This is a genomic window from Polaribacter filamentus (assembly GCF_002943715.1).
In the GTDB taxonomy this organism is placed as follows: Bacteria; Bacteroidota; Bacteroidia; order Flavobacteriales; family Flavobacteriaceae; genus Polaribacter; species Polaribacter filamentus.
In genome coordinates this window covers 1,294,632-1,311,631 of the sequence record NZ_MQUA01000013.1, presented here as the reverse complement: position 1 = coordinate 1,311,631, position 17,000 = coordinate 1,294,632, and the positions used below count along the sequence as shown (strand labels likewise).

17 protein-coding genes are annotated in these 17,000 nt (G+C 29.7%); 8 read left to right on the top strand and 9 right to left on the bottom strand.

Annotated features, from left to right (window positions below; all coding sequences use genetic code 11):
• Nucleotides 1-71: 71 nt before the first annotated feature.
• The 4 genes from BST83_RS08175 to rlmH form a co-directional block, all read right to left on the bottom strand.
• Nucleotides 72-776, bottom strand: coding sequence for an ABC transporter ATP-binding protein (locus tag BST83_RS08175; protein WP_367889192.1), 705 nt, complete (start codon nucleotides 774-776; stop codon nucleotides 72-74).
• A gap of 201 nt (nucleotides 777-977) precedes the next feature.
• Nucleotides 978-2,006, bottom strand: a complete 1,029-nt coding sequence (locus tag BST83_RS08170; protein WP_104809358.1) for a FecCD family ABC transporter permease — start codon at nucleotides 2,004-2,006, stop codon at nucleotides 978-980.
• 37 nt (nucleotides 2,007-2,043) lie between these two features.
• Nucleotides 2,044-2,619, bottom strand: coding sequence for a non-canonical purine NTP diphosphatase (locus tag BST83_RS08165; protein ID WP_104809357.1), 576 nt, complete (start codon nucleotides 2,617-2,619; stop codon nucleotides 2,044-2,046).
• 463 nt (nucleotides 2,620-3,082) lie between these two features.
• Complete coding sequence (gene rlmH / locus BST83_RS08160; RefSeq protein ID WP_104809356.1) at nucleotides 3,083-3,556, bottom strand: 23S rRNA (pseudouridine(1915)-N(3))-methyltransferase RlmH; 474 nt, start codon at nucleotides 3,554-3,556, stop codon at nucleotides 3,083-3,085.
• 156 nt (nucleotides 3,557-3,712) lie between these two features.
• Between rlmH and nadC the strand changes: the two genes are divergently transcribed.
• From nadC to folE, 7 genes are all read left to right on the top strand, one after another.
• Nucleotides 3,713-4,570, top strand: coding sequence for a carboxylating nicotinate-nucleotide diphosphorylase (gene nadC / locus BST83_RS08155; protein ID WP_104809355.1), 858 nt, complete (start codon nucleotides 3,713-3,715; stop codon nucleotides 4,568-4,570).
• Nucleotides 4,571-4,661: 91 nt separating this feature from the next.
• On the top strand, nucleotides 4,662-5,231 hold the full coding sequence (locus BST83_RS08150; RefSeq protein WP_104809354.1) for a pentapeptide repeat-containing protein: 570 nt from the start codon (nucleotides 4,662-4,664) through the stop codon (nucleotides 5,229-5,231).
• Nucleotides 5,228-5,707 (top strand): hypothetical protein, encoded by a 480-nt coding sequence (locus BST83_RS08145; protein WP_104809353.1) that lies wholly within the window; start codon nucleotides 5,228-5,230, stop codon nucleotides 5,705-5,707. The genes BST83_RS08150 and BST83_RS08145 overlap by 4 nt, the downstream gene beginning before the upstream one ends.
• A 149-nt stretch (nucleotides 5,708-5,856) precedes the next feature.
• Complete coding sequence (locus tag BST83_RS20640) at nucleotides 5,857-6,024, top strand: four helix bundle protein (protein ID WP_240614819.1); 168 nt, start codon at nucleotides 5,857-5,859, stop codon at nucleotides 6,022-6,024.
• Nucleotides 6,025-6,203: 179 nt separating this feature from the next.
• A complete protein-coding gene (locus tag BST83_RS08135; protein WP_104809352.1) occupies nucleotides 6,204-7,142 on the top strand; it encodes a YihY/virulence factor BrkB family protein in 939 nt (312 codons plus the stop codon).
• 120 nt (nucleotides 7,143-7,262) lie between these two features.
• A complete protein-coding gene (gene hisS / locus BST83_RS08130) occupies nucleotides 7,263-8,627 on the top strand; it encodes a histidine--tRNA ligase (RefSeq protein ID WP_104809351.1) in 1,365 nt (454 codons plus the stop codon).
• A gap of 336 nt (nucleotides 8,628-8,963) precedes the next feature.
• Nucleotides 8,964-9,632 carry a GTP cyclohydrolase I FolE gene (gene folE, locus BST83_RS08125; protein ID WP_240614704.1) on the top strand — a complete coding sequence of 223 codons (669 nt, stop codon included), beginning with the start codon at nucleotides 8,964-8,966 and terminating at the stop codon, nucleotides 9,630-9,632.
• Between the two features lie 154 nt (nucleotides 9,633-9,786).
• Here the strand turns inward: folE and secA are convergent, their stop codons facing one another.
• From secA to hutI, 5 genes are all read right to left on the bottom strand, one after another.
• Nucleotides 9,787-13,128 carry a preprotein translocase subunit SecA gene (secA, locus tag BST83_RS08120; RefSeq protein ID WP_104809349.1) on the bottom strand — a complete coding sequence of 1,114 codons (3,342 nt, stop codon included), beginning with the start codon at nucleotides 13,126-13,128 and terminating at the stop codon, nucleotides 9,787-9,789.
• A 156-nt stretch (nucleotides 13,129-13,284) separates the two neighbouring features.
• A complete protein-coding gene (locus BST83_RS08115) occupies nucleotides 13,285-13,506 on the bottom strand; it encodes a DUF2795 domain-containing protein (RefSeq protein ID WP_091892486.1) in 222 nt (73 codons plus the stop codon).
• A 94-nt stretch (nucleotides 13,507-13,600) separates the two neighbouring features.
• The gene (locus tag BST83_RS08110; protein WP_104809348.1) at nucleotides 13,601-14,173 is read right to left on the bottom strand and encodes a cob(I)yrinic acid a,c-diamide adenosyltransferase; all 573 of its coding nucleotides are present in this window, start codon (nucleotides 14,171-14,173) and stop codon (nucleotides 13,601-13,603) included.
• A 115-nt stretch (nucleotides 14,174-14,288) separates the two neighbouring features.
• A complete protein-coding gene (locus BST83_RS08105) occupies nucleotides 14,289-14,783 on the bottom strand; it encodes a hypothetical protein (RefSeq protein WP_104809347.1) in 495 nt (164 codons plus the stop codon).
• The gene (hutI, locus tag BST83_RS08100; RefSeq protein WP_104809346.1) at nucleotides 14,783-16,018 is read right to left on the bottom strand and encodes an imidazolonepropionase; all 1,236 of its coding nucleotides are present in this window, start codon (nucleotides 16,016-16,018) and stop codon (nucleotides 14,783-14,785) included. The genes BST83_RS08105 and hutI overlap by 1 nt, the downstream gene beginning before the upstream one ends.
• A 5-nt stretch (nucleotides 16,019-16,023) precedes the next feature.
• Here hutI and BST83_RS08095 point away from each other — a divergent pair, with 5 nt between their 5' ends.
• Entirely contained in the window at nucleotides 16,024-16,575 is a 552-nt protein-coding gene (locus tag BST83_RS08095; RefSeq protein WP_240614703.1) for a DinB family protein, read from the top strand.
• Nucleotides 16,576-17,000: the final 425 nt, after the last annotated feature.

Below are 17,000 nucleotides of genomic sequence, written 5' to 3'. Positions count from 1 at the left end.
CGATTAAAAAGGTGTTTGATTTGATTTTACTATTATTTCAAAAGTAACAATAAGTTACTGTATCCTCAAAATTACTTTTTGTTAATGATAAACTGTTGTAAATTTCTGTTAAAATTAACAATTTCTTTAGGAAATAAATTATCGAAAGCATTTTTTTCAATCAATTCTGATGGAGTTCCCGTAAATATTTCATCATCCGTAAATAATATAATTTCATCAGCAAATTTGATTGATAAATTTACTTCATGTGACGACATAATAATTGTTTTGGATGTTTTTTCTACCAAACTTCTAAGTAATGAAAAAATTTTGATAGTGTGATGCATATCTAAATGTGCCGTTGGTTCATCTAAAATGATAATTTCTGTGTCTTGTGCCAGGGCTCTAGCAATTAAAACTCTTTGCAACTGACCATCACTCAATTCATAAAAGCGTTTGTCTTTTAAGTGATTTATTTCAGTTTCATCAATTGCCCAAGTTATTTTTTCTAAATCTATAGCAGATAATTTATCAATCCAATTTGTATACGGTTGTCTACCAAATGCAACGAGTTCAAAAACGGTTAATTGACTTTCTGGAAGTCTTTCTGTTAGAACCATGCTCAAACATGTTGCTAGTTCTTGATGTTTGTAGGATTCTGAATTTTTATTATTGATGAAAATCGAGCCACTTAAAGGCTTTTGGACTTTAGCAATAGTCCTTAATAAGGTCGATTTTCCAATTCCGTTTTTACCCAAAACAGTAACTAATTTCCCCTTTTCAATAGATAAGTTAATAGCGGAAGCTACAATATTTTGTGCTTTTTTAGATTGATAACCTATAGATAAGTTTTCGGTTTTAAGGACGGTATTTTTAGTATGTGGTTTAATCTTGTAATTTTTTATTTGTTTAACTTTTTTGGATCAACAGATTTTTTTCTCATTCTAATTTGAAATAATTTTTATAGCTCCGATACGCTGTAACTTTGATTCTTTTATCTATACAAATATCCTTTTTTTTCTCATCAACAACCAAATAACAACCGGTGCTCCAAAAAGGGATGTAATAGCGTTTATTGGTAGGGTAAATTCACTTGTTGGTAATTGTGCAATCGCATCACATATTAATAGCACAATGGCGCCAATAATTGCGGTTGACGGAATTAATATTTTATGATTAGAAGTAGAGAAAAGCATGCGTGCAATATGAGGAACAGCCAAACCTACGAAAGCAATTGGTCCAGAAAAAGCGGTAATTACACCGGTTAATAAACTGGTAATAGCTAAAATAATATTTCTACTTTTTTTGATATTGATTCCTAAACTTTTAGCATAATTTTCACCTAATAAAAAACTATTTAAAGGTTTGATGACCGAGACGGTTCCCGCAATTCCGATAAAATAAATGATTGCAAAAACACTAATTTCATTCCAACTTAAATTACCCAAACTGCCAAAACTCCAAAATAAATATTGCTGAATTTGAGCAGCTTCAGAAAAATAAGCCAAAACACTTATAACTGCTGATGTTAAGCTACCAAACATTAAACCAATAATTAAGATTGACATGGTATTTCTAACTTTATTAGCGGCAATAATAACGGCTGATAAAACTAAAAATGCACCCAAACTAGCTGCAATTGGCAAAGACCAATTAGAGATTGAGGCATTTAGTAAAAATCCTCCAAAAATAGATGAACCTAAAATTAATAAAGCAACTCCTAAACTTGCACCAGAGGAAATACCTAAAACAAAAGGTCCTGCCAAAGGATTTCTAAAAAGTGTTTGCATTAATAATCCGCAAATAGACAATCCAGAACCAACCAAAACAGCTGTAATTGCTTTTGGTAATCTAAAATTTAATATAATAGTTTCCCAACTTTCTTTTGCAGGAATCCCGCCGATTAACGTCGTAAAGATTTCTTTAAACGGAATTGAAACAGAGCCTAAACTAATGTTTATAAAAAACAAAACGATCAGTGAAGCTGATAAAAAAATAAATTGTTTTGAGTAGTTGGTCTGTTTCATAAATGAAGATTAGGTTGCTTGCATTCCAAACCTAATTTTAAGATTTCTTTAAAAATTGAACTAATTTCTGAATTGCAATTCCCCTATGAGAAATTTTATTTTTTTCTTCGGATGACATTTCGGCGAAAGAAGTGCTGTACCCTTCAGGTTTAAAGATAGGATCATATCCAAAACCTTTTTCTCCTTGTATTCTTGTTAAAATTTCCCCTTTACATATTCCCTCAAACAAATATTGGTTTTCATCAATATTAAGACAAATAGCAGTTCTAAATTGTGCTTTTCTGTTAGTTTTGTTTTCTAATTCTGATAATATTTTTTGGATGTTTTTTTCAGAATTGCTAGGTTCACCAGCAAAACGCGCAGAATAAACGCCAGGTTTTCCTTCTAAACCGTCAACTTCTAAACCAGTATCATCAGCAAAACAATTGTAACCAAATTTTTGTGTGATATAATTGGCTTTTAACTTTGCATTTCCGTCTAAAGTGGTTTCAGTTTCTTCAATTTCGTCAAAACAATTGATGTCTTTTAAACTCAATAATTCAATTGAGTTTGGTAACATTTCTTGAACTTCCGCAAGTTTGTTAAGATTGTTGGTTGCAAAAACGAGTTTCATTATTTCTTTGTTGTAAAATTTTAAAGATTCAAAGTTACAAAAGATAAGACACGAATTTTACAGATTTTTACGAATTAAAAAAATCAAAGGTATTTTTGGTTTTAAAATAAAGTTTAATCAATATTTAAATTTTTATAAAAAAAGGATGTAATATTTTTTCTTTAAAGGTTTTAAATCGGAAATGCTTAGAGCATTCATTGAGTTTTTTTAGGTATAGTATGTTTATATTGTGAGTTTTATAAATTATTTTTTGCTCGGCATTCTTTAGATAAACAATCTCAAAATATAAATTTTCTTAGAATTTAGAAGGTATTTAAAAAATAAAAGGAATGAGTAGAAAAAGAATTGCTAAAATATTTTGAACAAAAATTAAAAATAAACCTATCAATATTAGTTTTGATTAGAATATTAGTAAGGCTATTTAAGCTTTCCCAAAAGTTAAATACTTAACGTGATTTTGTGGTTATTCATGATGATAAGGTTCATTTTTTAAAATCGTAAAACCTCTGTAAAGTTGTTCAACAATAAAAAGACGTATCATTTGATGGGAAAAAGTCATTTTTGATAATGATATTTTTCCTTGAGATTTGTTGCAAACGGCATCAGAAAAACCATAAGGACCTCCAATTACCAAAACTAATTGTTTAATTCCTGAGTTCATTTTTTTTTGTAAATATTTAGAAAATTCAATAGAAGTGAAGTGTTTGCCTTTATCATCTAATAAAATCAATTCATCTGTATTTTGCAATTTTGATAAAATTAATTCACCTTCTTTTTCTTTTTGTTGTACTTCGCTTAAGTTCTTAACATTTTTAATATCAGGAATAATTTCTAAGTCAAACTTTATATAATGTTTTAAACGATTTTGATATTCATCAATTAATTTAATTAATTGTTTGTTGTCTGTTTTTCCAATTGTCAGTAGTTTAATTTTCATTTTTTCAGATCTGTTCGTGCGCAGTTGAGAATTAATTATTTTCTTGATTATAATAACTTTAAGCGCTACAAATTTATCAGTTTTTAAAACATAAATTCGCTATAACAGACTAAAAGTTCAAAATCATTGCTATTTTTACATCAGAATTAAAAAAATATGATATCAAAAGAACAATTTGACAACGAATTAGACCTCATTATAAAAAATGCCATTCGAGAAGATATTGGTGATGGAGATCATACATCACTTTCTTGTATTCCTGCAGATGCTGAAGGGAAAGCAAGATTATTGGTAAAAGACGAGGGAATAATTGCCGGTGTTGAATTTGCGAAACTAGTTTTTAAATATATTGACGCTGATTTACAAGTTGAAACTTTTATAAATGACGGAGAAAAAGTTAAATATGGCGATATTGTTTTTCATGTTTCTGGGAAATCGCAATCTATTTTAATGGCAGAAAGATTGGTTTTAAACGCGATGCAGAGAATGAGTGCAATTGCTACAAAAACTGCTTTTTTTGCTGATTTATTAAAAGGAACCAAAACAAAAGTGTTGGATACCAGAAAAACAACTCCAGGAATTAGAGCTTTAGAAAAATGGGCTGTAAAAATTGGAGGTGGAGAAAATCATAGATTTGCTTTGTACGATATGGTCATGATTAAGGATAATCACATCGATTTTGCAGGCGGAATTACAGCTGCAATTTCAAAAACTAAAGAGTATTTAGCAGAAAAAAATATAGATATTAAGATAATTGTAGAAGCAAGAAGTGTAGATGAAATTAAAGAAATTTTGTCTAATAAAGGTGTTTACAGAATTTTGATTGATAATTTTAATTACGAAGACACTAGAAAAGCGGTTGCTTTAATTGGTGATGCATGTTTAACAGAATCTTCGGGCGGAATTAACGAGGACACCATTAGAAAATATGCAGAATGTGGCGTTGATTTTATTTCATCGGGCGCATTAACACACTCTGTTTATAATATGGATTTGAGTTTAAAAGCATTATAAAATTAGAGATTTTAAAAGATAAAGTTCAAAATTTAAAGGGTATCACAATTAAATATTTAACATTAAATTTAAAATTTTGAACAAATAAAAGATGGATGATTATTTTGAAAGTGAAGAATTCTCAAAAATTGATTTTAGAAAAACAACAATCAACAAAGGAGAATACGATAATTGTACATTTATAAATTGTAATTTTGAGGGTATTCGTGCTTCAAATATTCAGTTTGTAGAATGCGTATTTATAGATTGTAATTTAAGTAATACTGCTGTAAAACACAACGCTTTTAAGGATGTATATTTTATAAATTGTAAATTATTGGGTGTGAAATTTAATGAATGTGATGCGTTTTTATTACAGCTTTCGTTTAAGGAATGTCAGTTAAATTTCTCATCATTTTATCAGTTAAAAATTCAGAAAACAAAATTCAGAAATTGTAATTTAGAAGCAGTAGATTTTACAGAAACTAATTTATCTGGTTCAATTATAGATAATTGTGACTTAAGGGAAGCTATTTTTGAAAACAGTAATTTGGAAAAGTCAGACTTTAGGACAGCGTTTAATTTTAATATCAATCCAGAGAAAAATAATTTAAAAGGAGCAAAGTTTAGCAAAGAAAATATTGCAGGGCTTTTATCAGCATATAAAATTAGTATAGAATGAAAAATGTAAAATTTTATGTATTAGTAGTGATTTTTGTTGTTTTTTCTTGTGAAAGCGAGCAGAAGAATATTTTGGTTTTTAGTTATTCTTTGCAAAATGATAGCATTCAAAAACTAAAGTTGAATATCAATAAAAAAGGTGATTTAAAGATTTTTAAATATCAATACTCCCAAGATTCTATTAAAAGTATAGATTTGAAATATAATCTTGATCGTGATTTTTTAATAACCGACATTGATACTTTTCTCGTTCAAAAAAACCCATACAAGTCTAAAAGCTTAGCGTTTAAAATGTATCAAACAAAAGAAGTTACAAGTCATAATAGAGCCTTAGTCTTTAATGAGAGTTATGGTCTTTTAGCAAGCTTGGCGGTTGGTGCAGACTTTATATTTTTAAAAGATTCCTTAGCCAATAATGATAAAAATGTGATTTTTAAAGAAATATTTTTAAATTTAAATAAAGTAAATATAGAATAACAGCATGCTAAAGTTCCAACGATGCATAGTCACAGGCTACTCTTTGTACTTTTGCAATTATAGTTAATTTTCTAACTTTTAAAAAAGATATGAAGACATTTAGAGATGTATTAGTCTGGCAAAATGTATGAGTTTTATTACGGAAATTTATACAGTCTCAAAAACCTTTTCCAAAAGAAGAAACTTTTGATTTAGCGTCTCAGTTAAGAAGATCTACTGTTTCTATTCCTAGTAATATTTCTGAAGGTTATGTAAGAGAAGGTTTGAATGATTATCTTTGTTTTTTGAATATTGCAATTGCGTCACTTTTGAATTAAAAGCTCAATTAGAAATTGCTTTTAATTTAGATTTTATTCAGAAAAATTTGATGAATTACATGAATTATCTAAAGAAATAGAAAGAATGTTATCAAGTTTTATAAGAAGTATTAAATCAAAATAAAATTAATTTTGAACCTTGCTACTCCATGTAATTTTGAAACTTTGCCCTTAATTAAATGACAAAAGAAATAGAAAAGAACCTCTCTAAAGTACCAATTTTAAATTTATTGGTAAAATTTGGGAAACAAATAAAAATACCAGGTTTAGAAGGAATGTCTTTGTACGACGTTCTAGAGATGTATGGTATTGGTATAATTAGAGGAGCATTAACATCGCGTGCTGGCGGAATTGCATTTAGTTTTTTTATGGCAATTTTTCCCTTTATGCTATTTATTTTAACGTTAATTCCATATATCCCAATAGAAGGTTTTCCCGAAGGTTTATTTTCATTTATCAAAGATGTTTTGCCACCGCAAACGTTCGAAGCTGTCGATTCTGTTTTAATTGATATTACAAATAATCAATATGGGGGTTTATTATCTTTCGGATTCTTAGGTTCTATCCTCTTAATGACAAACGGCATCAATGCTATTTTTGGTGGTTTTGAATACTCCTATCATGTAAGCGATAATCGTAACGTTTTTAAAGCCTATTTAATTTCATTAGCAGTTTCTTTATTAATCTCTTTATTTTTAATTATCACAATAACTTTAGTGATTTTATATCAAGTAGCATTAACAAAAATGAATGATAAAGGTTGGCTAAATACAGAAGATTTAAATCTGCTAAACTACGGTAAAAACATCCTGTTTTTAATTATGATTTTCACAACAGTCTCTTTGTTATTTAGGTATGGAACAAAACAAGTAAAACAAGTAAAATTCTTCTCCGCAGGAGCAATTCTAACGACTATTTTGTCTTTATTTACTTTTTATTTATTTGGAATTTATGTAGTTAAATTTGCACAATACAATCAGTTATATGGTTCAATTGGTACTTTATTAATCTTAATGTTATTTGTTTGGTTAAATGCAATTATTTTGTTACTTGGTTTTGAGTTAAACGCCTCATTGTTTATGTTAAAGCAATTAAATAAAACCGATTCTACTAAGTAATTTTACTCCTTTTTAACGATATTTGTGGCATAAATTGTCAAAAGCTAAGTATCATTTATCAATAAAAAATAGATTGGTAAATAAAAATAATTGATAAAAGAACACTGATAACTAATTTTTATGAAGCCCAGCATACCAAAAGGAACAAGAGATTTTTCGCCAACAGAAGTAGCAAATAGAACGTATATCATGAATGCGATTAAAGCTTCTTTTGAAACTTTCGGCTTTCAACCAATAGAAACTCCGAGTTTTGAAAATTCAGAAACTTTAATGGGTAAATATGGTGAAGAAGGTGATCGGCTTATTTTTAAAATTTTGAATTCTGGGGATTATTTAGCCAAGGCTGATGATAAATCGTTATCAGAAAAAGATAGTTTAAAAGTAACTTCTCAAATATCAGAAAAAGCATTGCGTTACGATTTAACGGTGCCTTTTGCAAGATATGTTGTGCAACATCAAAATGAAATTACGTTCCCTTTTAAAAGATATCAAGTGCAACCTGTTTGGAGAGCAGACAGACCACAAAAAGGACGTTTTAGAGAATTTTTTCAATGTGATGCAGATGTTGTTGGTAGTACATCTTTATGGCAAGAAGTAGAATTTATTCAATTATACGATACCGTTTTTAGTAAACTAGGTTTATCAAAGACAATTATTAAAATAAATAATAGAAAAATTTTATCAGGAATTGCAGAAGTTATCGGCGCGCAGGATAAATTAATCGATTTTACGGTTGCTTTAGATAAGTTAGATAAAATAGGGAAAGATGCCGTTGTAAAAGAAATGCTCTCAAAAGGAATTACGGAAGAAGCTATTGAAAAAGTACAACCGTTATTTAATTTTACGGGTTCAAATTTAGACAAATTAGCTTCTTTAGAAAGTATGTTGCAAACATCTGAAGAAGGAAAAAATGGAGTAGAAGAGTTGCATTTTGTAATACATGCAGTTGATTCTTTAGGTTTAGAATCGGCTAATTTAGAGGTTGATGTAACACTAGCAAGAGGTTTAAATTATTATACGGGTGCAATTTTTGAAGTATCAGCGCCAAAAGGTGTCAATATGGGCTCAATTGGCGGCGGTGGAAGATATGATGATTTAACAGGAATCTTTGGTTTGAAGGATGTTTCTGGAGTGGGAATTTCTTTTGGATTAGATAGAATTTATTTAGTTTTAGAAGAGCTAGGCTTGTTCAAAACGGTAGATAACCCAAAACCAAAAGTTGTTTTCTTAAATTTTGATGCAGCTACTGATCTACTTAAAATGAAAGCGTTAAAATTTTTAAGAGAAAATAATATAAAATCAGAGTTTTATCCTGATTTAGGTGAAAGTAACAAGCAACAAAAACGACAATGGAAATATGTTACTACTAGAGAAATTAAATTTGTAGTTTCTAGTGTAGAAAATGATGTTTTCACCTTAAAAAATATGATTTCAGGTGATCAAATTGATTGTTCGTTATCAGAATTAGTAGAAAAATTAAAATAGTCCTTTTAAATAAGTTTGGATAAGTTTCTACTGATAAGCCTTTTTTAAATTGGTATTTAAGTAGTTTTTAAAATTTTGTTAAATGCTCTTTTTGAGATTGTACTGTAATAACTCGCTGATTGAAGTATCAGTTAAATTTTAAAATAATTGGTTAAAATAGTATTCAATCAGTTATGAATAAAGAGCAAAAGCTTAATTGATTTTAAAAATGTTAAATTAGGCTTGTTGAAGTCTATTGAATAATAATTATAATTGATATAAAAATTAAAATAATACGATGCAAACACGTAAATTTGCACCTTAATAACGATTGAAATGTTTGAATTGAGCAGCAAAATGAATGACGAAAGAATTAATGAAATAGGAGAAAACCATGTGGGAACCTCGGCACAAAACCCGATAAGACCAGATGCTTTTGATATTTCTGATGAAGAAAAGATTAAAAAAATCGAAGAAAGTGTTAAAGATATTTTAAACACTTTAGGGATGGATTTAACAGATGATAGTTTACAAGGAACTCCAAAAAGAGTTGCAAAAGCGTTTGTAAATGAACTATTTATGGGATTGAATCCTAAGAATATGCCAAAACCATCAACTTTTGAAAATAACTACAGTTATGGCGAAATGTTGGTAGAAAAAAATATTGTTGTGTATTCTACTTGCGAACATCATTTATTGCCAATTATTGGTAGAGCGCATGTTGCTTATATTTCTGATGGAAAAGTAATTGGTTTATCAAAAATGAACAGAATTGTAGAGTATTTTTCTAAAAGACCACAAGTTCAAGAGCGGTTAACAATGCAAGTTGTGCAAGCAATGCAAGAAGCTTTGGGCACGCAAGATGTTGCTTGTGTAATTGATGCAAAACATTTGTGTGTAAATTCAAGAGGAATTAAAGATATCGAAAGTTCTACAATTACCGCAGAATTTGGTGGTAAATTCAAAGAAAAGGACACAAAAAGAGAGTTTTTAGATTACTTAAAAATGAATACTAAATTTGATTAAATTTTAAATTCTTAGTATTTATAAATCAATATAAATAGTAAAAATCCGTTAAGAAATTTCTTAACGGATTTTTAGTTTTTAAAGAATTTAATTGATCGAATAATTTTACTTTTTTTCGAAAAATTGTATCGAGAACTCTTTACTATTATGTCGATTAATTATTAACAATTACCCATTCTCCTTTTTCAATTAAAGGAATCGCTTGTTTAAATTTCACTTCTTTTTGTTCTCCACTTATTACCTGTTTAATGGTAACTTTTTCATTTCTACCAATTTTAGGCTGATCTCTTACAATAGTCTCAACAGGTTCTTGCGGTTGTTTTCTAGAGTTTTGAATAGCTTGTTCTGTAGAGTTTTGAACATCAGCTTTGGTGGTATTTAAACGTTCTCTTTTTTGGCTTCTAGCTTCAGAAATTTGTTTTCTATCTTGTGCAGGCAATTCACCTTTAAATAAGAAGGATAAAACTTCTTTATTAATTTCATCTACCGTTTTCTTAAACAATTCAAAAGCTTCAAATTTGTAAACTAACAAAGGATCTTTTTGCTCATAAGATGCATTTTGAACCGAATGTTTTAGTTCATCCATTTTACGTAAATGATCTTTCCAGTTTTCATCAATAATTGCTAACGTAATGTTCTTTTCAAAATCAGTTACTAGGCTTTTTCCTGCACTTTCATAAGCTTCTTTTAAGTTAGTTACAACTTGTAAAGATTTAGTACCGTCTGTAAAGGGAACTACAATTCGTTCATATTTATCGCCTTCATTTTCAAAAACATCCTTAATTACGGGGAAAGCTAAAACTGCATTTCTTTCAATTTTAGTTTTGTAATGTTTTGATACAATATCATATAATTTATCTGTTAACTCTCTTTCTGGTAATTTCTCAAATTCTTCTTTAGAAAAAGGAGAAGTCATAGAAGAAAAACGAATCAATTCAAACTCAAAATTTTGAAAATCTTTCACAGCCTTATTACTGCTGATGATAGATTCGCAGGTATCAAAAATCATATTTGCAATATCAACTTGCAAACGTTTTCCGTCTAAAGCGTTACGTCTTCTTTTGTAAACAAAAGAACGTTGCGCGTTCATGATATCATCATATTCTAATAAACGTTTTCTAATACCAAAGTTATTTTCTTCAACTTTCTTTTGCGCTCTTTCAATAGATTTTGTTATCATAGAATGCTGAATTACTTCACCTTCTTTTAAACCCATTCTATCCATCATTTTGGCAATTCTTTCAGAACCAAAAAGACGCATTAAATTGTCATCTAAACCTACATAAAACTGTGTTGACCCAACATCACCTTGTCTTCCTGCACGTCCCCTTAACTGCCTATCTACGCGTCTAGAATCATGTCTTTCTGTACCAATAATTGCTAAACCACCCGCTTTTTTAACATCTTCGGTAAGTTTAATATCGGTTCCACGTCCCGCCATGTTTGTCGCAATTGTAACAACGCCAGGTTTACCAGCTTCAGCAACAACATTCGCTTCACGTTTGTGTAATTTTGCATTTAAAATATTATGTGGAATTTTACGCATTTGTAACATTCTACCCAATAATTCTGATATTTCTACAGAAGTTGTACCCACTAAAACTGGTCGTTTCTGCTCAACTAATTTCACGATATCTTCAATGACTGCATTGTATTTTTCACGCGCAGTTTTATAAACTAAATCTTCTTGATCATCTCTCTGAATCGGTTTATTTGTAGGAATTTCTACAACGTCTAATTTGTAAATTTCCCATAACTCACCTGCTTCTGTAACCGCAGTTCCAGTCATCCCAGAAAGCTTTCTGTACATTCTAAAGTAATTCTGTAAAGTTACGGTTGCAAAAGTCTGAGTAGCATCTTCAATTTTTACATTTTCTTTAGCTTCAATTGCTTGATGTAATCCATCAGAATAACGACGACCATCCATGATACGTCCTGTTTGCTCATCAACAATCATTACTTTATTTTCCATCACAACATATTCAACATCTTTTTCAAAAACCGTATATGCCTTTAAAAGTTGATTCATGGTGTGAATACGCTCGCTTTTGATGCTGAAATCGTTGTAAAGTTCTTGTTTTTGAGACACTTTTTCTTCGGATGTAGTATCAGCCGTATCAATTTCTCCAATTTTTACACCAATATCTGGTAAAACAAAGAAATTATCATTTTCAGTTTTATCTGATAAATGAGCAATTCCTTTATCGGTTAAATCAATTTGATTGTTTTTTTCTTCAACAACGAACAATAAATCTTCATCAACTTCTGGCATCAACTTGTTGTTGTCTGCCATGTAATAATTTTCTGTTTTTTGTAAGATTTGTTTTATACCTTCTTGCGATAAATACTTAATTAATGCTTTATTTTTAGGTAAACCTCGGTAAACTCTTAACAATTGGAAACCACCATCTTTGATATTTCCGTCTGCAATTAATTTTTTAGCTCCTGCTAAAACGCTTATTAAATGTTTGCTTTGTATTGAAACGATATCTGCAACTAATGGTTTTAAATCGTTAAATTCATGTCTGTCTCCTTGAGGAACAGGTCCAGAAATTATTAACGGAGTTCTAGCATCATCAATTAAAACAGAGTCTACTTCATCGATAATTGCATAATTTGGAGGTCTTTGAACTAAATCGTCTTTAGAACTAGCCATATTATCACGTAAATAATCAAATCCGAATTCGTTATTGGTTCCGTATGTAATATCTGCGTTGTATGCTTTTCTACGAGCATCAGAATTTGGTTGATGGTAATCGATACAATCTGTAGATAAACCATGAAACTCAAAAATAGGTCCCATCCATGCTTTATCACGTTTTGCCAAATAATCATTTACGGTAACAAGGTGAACTCCATTTCCCGTTAATGCGTTTAAATAAACGGGTAACGTAGAAACCAATGTTTTTCCTTCTCCAGTCATCATTTCAGCAATTTTACCTTGATGTAAAACAGAACCACCAATTAACTGAACGTCATAAGGAATCATGTCCCAAACAACAGGCTTACCAGCAGCATCCCAGGAATTTGCCCAAAAAGCTTTGTCGCCTTCTAATGAAACATGATCTCTTTCTCCTGATAATTCTCTGTCAAATGGAGTTGCAGTAACCTCAATTTCTTTATTATTTACAAAACGTTTTTCAGTTTCTTTGATTACGGCAAATGCTTCTGGCATTATATTTAATAGGGTTTCCTCAGAAACCTTGTATGCTTCATCTTTTAAAGTATCAATTTCTGCATAAATATCTTCTTGTCTGTCAATATCAGCATTTTTAGCTTCTATTTCTAAAGCACTGATATTATCATCAAATATTTTTGTTGCAACTTTAATCTTATCTTTAAACTCTTGTGTCTTTGCCCTTAATTCATCGTGAGAAAGTTTAGAAATTTCTGCTTCAAACTTTCTTACTGCTTCTACAATTGGTTGTAAAATTTTTAAATCTTTTTGTTGTTTATCACCCACAAAAAGTTTTATAACTGAATTTAAAATGCTCATTGTACTTAAATGGTTTAGAAGCTAAAAATGATTAGCTTTATTATTTTACTGTAAATCAAGTTTTTAAAAGCTTGATAAATAAATATCTTTTTCTTCCTAAAAAGAAAACAAAAAAAAAAGCCCCTTTAGAGACTTTTTATATTTTAATTGTTTTATTTAATATTCATCCTCATTCCAAAGATAATCATCTTCGGTAGGATAATCTGGCCAAATTTCAACAATTGAATCATATGCATCACCTTCATCTTCCATATCTTGTAGGTTTTCTACTACCTCTAATGGAGAACCAGTTCTAATGGCATAATCTATTAACTCGTCTTTGGTCGCCGGCCAGGGCGCATCTGCTAAATAAGATGCTAATTCTAATGTCCAATACATTTCTTAATTGTTTAATTTTGTGCAAAAATAATTTTTTTACTCAATTACGCAAGTCTTTTTTAAGAAATATAACATTAATAAAAAAAGAACTTCATTATTTTTTCTCGGGAATCCACTTTATTTCCTCTATTAGTAAGTCTTTAGACAACTTTCGTGCCAACACAAAAAGAAAGTCAGAAAGGCGGTTTAAATATTTTAAAATGTCATTATTTAAAGTTTCATGGTCATTTAGTTCTACAGATAAACGTTCCGCTCGTCTGCAAACGCACCTTGCAATGTGACAAAATGACACAGCTTGATGTCCTCCAGGCAAAATAAAATGAGTCATTTGAGGAAGTTCTGCATCCATTTTATCAATTTCATTTTCTAAATAAAGGATAGAATTTTCGTCAACTTTAGGAATATTTAATCGCTCTTTTCCATTTTTTAGGGTTTCTTTATCTGGCGGAGTTGCCAACATACTTCCTAAAGTGAATAATTCATTCTGAATTTTCAATAAAGAATCTTTTATTGTAATGCTAATTTCTTGGTCTTTAATTAAACCAATATAAGAGTTTAATTCATCTACAGTTCCGTAACTATCTATGCGTAAATTGTATTTTTTTACTCGTGTACCACCAAATAATGAGGTGGTTCCTGTATCTCCAGTTTTTGTGTATATTTTCATTTTAATAAGTTTGAAAGTTTGTAAAGTAGCAAAGTTACAAAGTTTGAAAGTTGTAATGGGAAACGTTAGCAAAGTTTAACACTTAAACAATTACACGAATAAATAAGTAAATCTTTTAAACCCTAATATTAAAATGTTCTTTTACTTGTTCTTTTCTGAAGAATATCAATCCAAAATAAAATAAATCGATGGTAACTTTTGCCTCTTTACTTTTGATGATTTCTTGCCACCTTAAAGTTGTTTTTTTCTGTTGATGAATTCCGTGAATAATAAGAATATCTTTTGTTTTAAAGGTATTTAATTTTAATGATTGGATTTTCTCTATGGTTTTGAAATAAATGATTTTGTATTCTTTATCTTCGGATTTATTTGAGGATTTAACATCAAAATAAAGTTGATCAATCTTAAAATATGCTATAATTTTCGAGAATACTTTTTGTTCTTTTTTAGAAAGTTTTTTAAGTTCAGAATACTCACTAATACTATTATTTTTGATTTCTTTTGTATACAATCCTTTGGTAATAAAATTGTATACAAAAGGTGAATGCACTCCATGCTGATTTGTAGATCTTATAAGAAATTGGATGTATGAGATTGTTTTAAAAAGCATTAAAATATATTTCCTTTAATATAAACTTCGTCAATTAAATTAGAGCCAAAACTGTAGGGAATAAATCCGTACGAAGGTATTTCTTTAGTGATGATAAAATTTGCTAATTTTCCTTTTGTAATACTTCCTACTTCGTTGGACACATTCATAGCAAAAGCACCGTTAATTGTTGCGGCGTTTATAGCTTCTTCGGGCGTCATTTTCATTTTTATACATGCAGTTGCAATTACAAAATTCATATTTCCGGAAGGCGTAGATCCTGGGTTATAATCTGTTGCTAGTGCTAGCGGTAAATTAGCATCTATAATTTTACGCGCTGGTGTATACGGAATTCCCAAGAAAAAAGAACAGGAGGGAAGCGCAACAGGCATTGTTTCTGATGCTTTTAAATGTGTTAAATCTTCATCGGTTAAAACCTCTAAATGATCTACAGATAGTGCTTTGTGCTTTGTGGAAACGGCAATTCCGCCAATACTATTAAACTGATTTGCATGAACTTTAGCAATTAAATTATATTTTTTTGCAGCTGTTAAAATCCGATCAGTGTCATCCACAGAAAAATAACCAACTTCACAAAAAGTATCTACAAATTCAGCTAAATTTTCAGCAGCAATTTTGGGCAACATTTCCTCAATAATTAAATTGATGTACCCTTCTGTATTATTTTTAAATTCAGACGGAATTGCATGTGCTCCCAAAAAAGTTGCTTTGATAGGAATGGAATAATTTTCTTTAAGTTTTTTTATAACTCGTAACATTTTAAGTTCCGCATCCAACGTTAATCCATAACCAGATTTTATCTCAATGGCACCGGTTCCTAAAGCAATAACTTCTTCCAACCTTTTTGCAGATTGAGCGTATAAATCGCCCTCTGAAGTTGCTTGTAATTTTTTAGCTGAATTTAAAATTCCACCTCCATTATTGGCAATTTCTTCATAAGACAAACCATTAATTCTGTCTACAAACTCTTGCTCTCTATTACCAGCAAATACTATATGCGTATGAGAATCGCACCAAGTTGGTAAGATCATTTTTCCTGCACAATCTATCGTTTCACCCGAAGTACAAGTTGGTATTTCACGCATCAAACCAAAATCTTTAATAAAACCATCTTCAATCAATAAAAATGCATTTTTTAAAGTTGGTAAAACACCCATTTCTTTTCCAGAAACTTTCTGAATAGAAGCATCCCTAATTTGAATTAATTCTTTTATATTGGTGAATAATTTTGTCATAAAAAATGATTAAATTAATTTTAGCAAACATACATAAATCTATTGAGATGATTCCAGAAAACGAATACGCACCTTATTATAAACAATACATTATAGGTATTGAAGAAAATAAAAAATCGATTATTGATAATTTAATTGATTCTCAAAAAGAGTTTGAAAAAGTTTTAAAAAGTATCCCTTTAGAAAAGCAAAATTTCGCATATGCTGAAGGCAAGTGGACATTAAAAGAAGTGATTCAGCATGTTATTGATACTGAACGGGTTTTTAATTACAGAGCGATGTGTTTTGCTAGAAATGATAAGACATCTTTACCAGGCTTTGATCATGATCTTTTTGTGGAGAATGCGAATATGGGTGCCAGAGATTATACCGATTTGTTATACGAAATGGAAGTTTTAAGGAAAAGTACCATATTGCTTTTTAAAAGTTTTTCTGAGGAAGCTTTGTTAAGAATTGGCATTGGGTCTGGAAATAAAATGTCTGTTAGAGCATTGGGTTATTTATTTTCTGGACATCAAATGCATCATATAAATGTTATAAAAGAGCTCTATTTATAATGATTTCTAATAGCTTGTAATTGCGTAAAAGTACGCGTTTAAATTTTATTTTTTTGAATCTAAATAATTGAAATTGTGTAATTTTACACTTTAAATTTTTAAAATTAATTTGATATCTATATATTGAAAAAAGATTAGCACAAATGGTATTCCGTATGCAATCGATTTTAGCAATCCCGCACCAGGTGCAGATATCAATTCTTTAGGAGCAGAAAATTTTGAATGGATTTTAGAAAATGCTGCAAATATGGCAATTGAAAAAGCAAAACAATACAAAAAAGGGCAAATGAACCTTACTTGGGGATCTTTTTTTACAGATCAAATTGTTGCGAAAAAGCTAGCTGTAAAAAAGCATCAGTAAAAAAAGTAGTTGCTAAAAAAGAGGCCGTTAAAGCCATTCCTTTTAAAAAAACGAATGGTAAAAA

Bases quoted from the DNA above. Each gene is read 5' to 3' on its own strand.
- BST83_RS08165 (WP_104809357.1), bottom strand. From the start codon at position 2,619: ATGAAACTCGTTTTTGCAACCAACAATCTTAACAAACTTGCGGAAGTT.
- BST83_RS08115 (WP_091892486.1), bottom strand. From the start codon at position 13,506: ATGTATTGGACATTAGAATTAGCATCTTATTTAGCAGATGCGCCCTGG.
- hisS (WP_104809351.1), top strand. From the start codon at position 7,263: ATGAAGCCCAGCATACCAAAAGGAACAAGAGATTTTTCGCCAACAGAA.
- folE (WP_240614704.1), top strand. From the start codon at position 8,964: ATGAATGACGAAAGAATTAATGAAATAGGAGAAAACCATGTGGGAACC.
- secA (WP_104809349.1), bottom strand. From the start codon at position 13,128: ATGAGCATTTTAAATTCAGTTATAAAACTTTTTGTGGGTGATAAACAA.
- BST83_RS08105 (WP_104809347.1), bottom strand. From the start codon at position 14,783: ATGCTTTTTAAAACAATCTCATACATCCAATTTCTTATAAGATCTACA.
- BST83_RS08135 (WP_104809352.1), top strand. From the start codon at position 6,204: ATGACAAAAGAAATAGAAAAGAACCTCTCTAAAGTACCAATTTTAAAT.
- BST83_RS08170 (WP_104809358.1), bottom strand. From the start codon at position 2,006: ATGAAACAGACCAACTACTCAAAACAATTTATTTTTTTATCAGCTTCA.
- hutI (WP_104809346.1), bottom strand. From the start codon at position 16,018: ATGACAAAATTATTCACCAATATAAAAGAATTAATTCAAATTAGGGAT.
- BST83_RS08095 (WP_240614703.1), top strand. From the start codon at position 16,024: ATGATTAAATTAATTTTAGCAAACATACATAAATCTATTGAGATGATT.
- BST83_RS08110 (WP_104809348.1), bottom strand. From the start codon at position 14,173: ATGAAAATATACACAAAAACTGGAGATACAGGAACCACCTCATTATTT.
- rlmH (WP_104809356.1), bottom strand. From the start codon at position 3,556: ATGAAAATTAAACTACTGACAATTGGAAAAACAGACAACAAACAATTA.
- BST83_RS08145 (WP_104809353.1), top strand. From the start codon at position 5,228: ATGAAAAATGTAAAATTTTATGTATTAGTAGTGATTTTTGTTGTTTTT.
- BST83_RS08150 (WP_104809354.1), top strand. From the start codon at position 4,662: ATGGATGATTATTTTGAAAGTGAAGAATTCTCAAAAATTGATTTTAGA.
- nadC (WP_104809355.1), top strand. From the start codon at position 3,713: ATGATATCAAAAGAACAATTTGACAACGAATTAGACCTCATTATAAAA.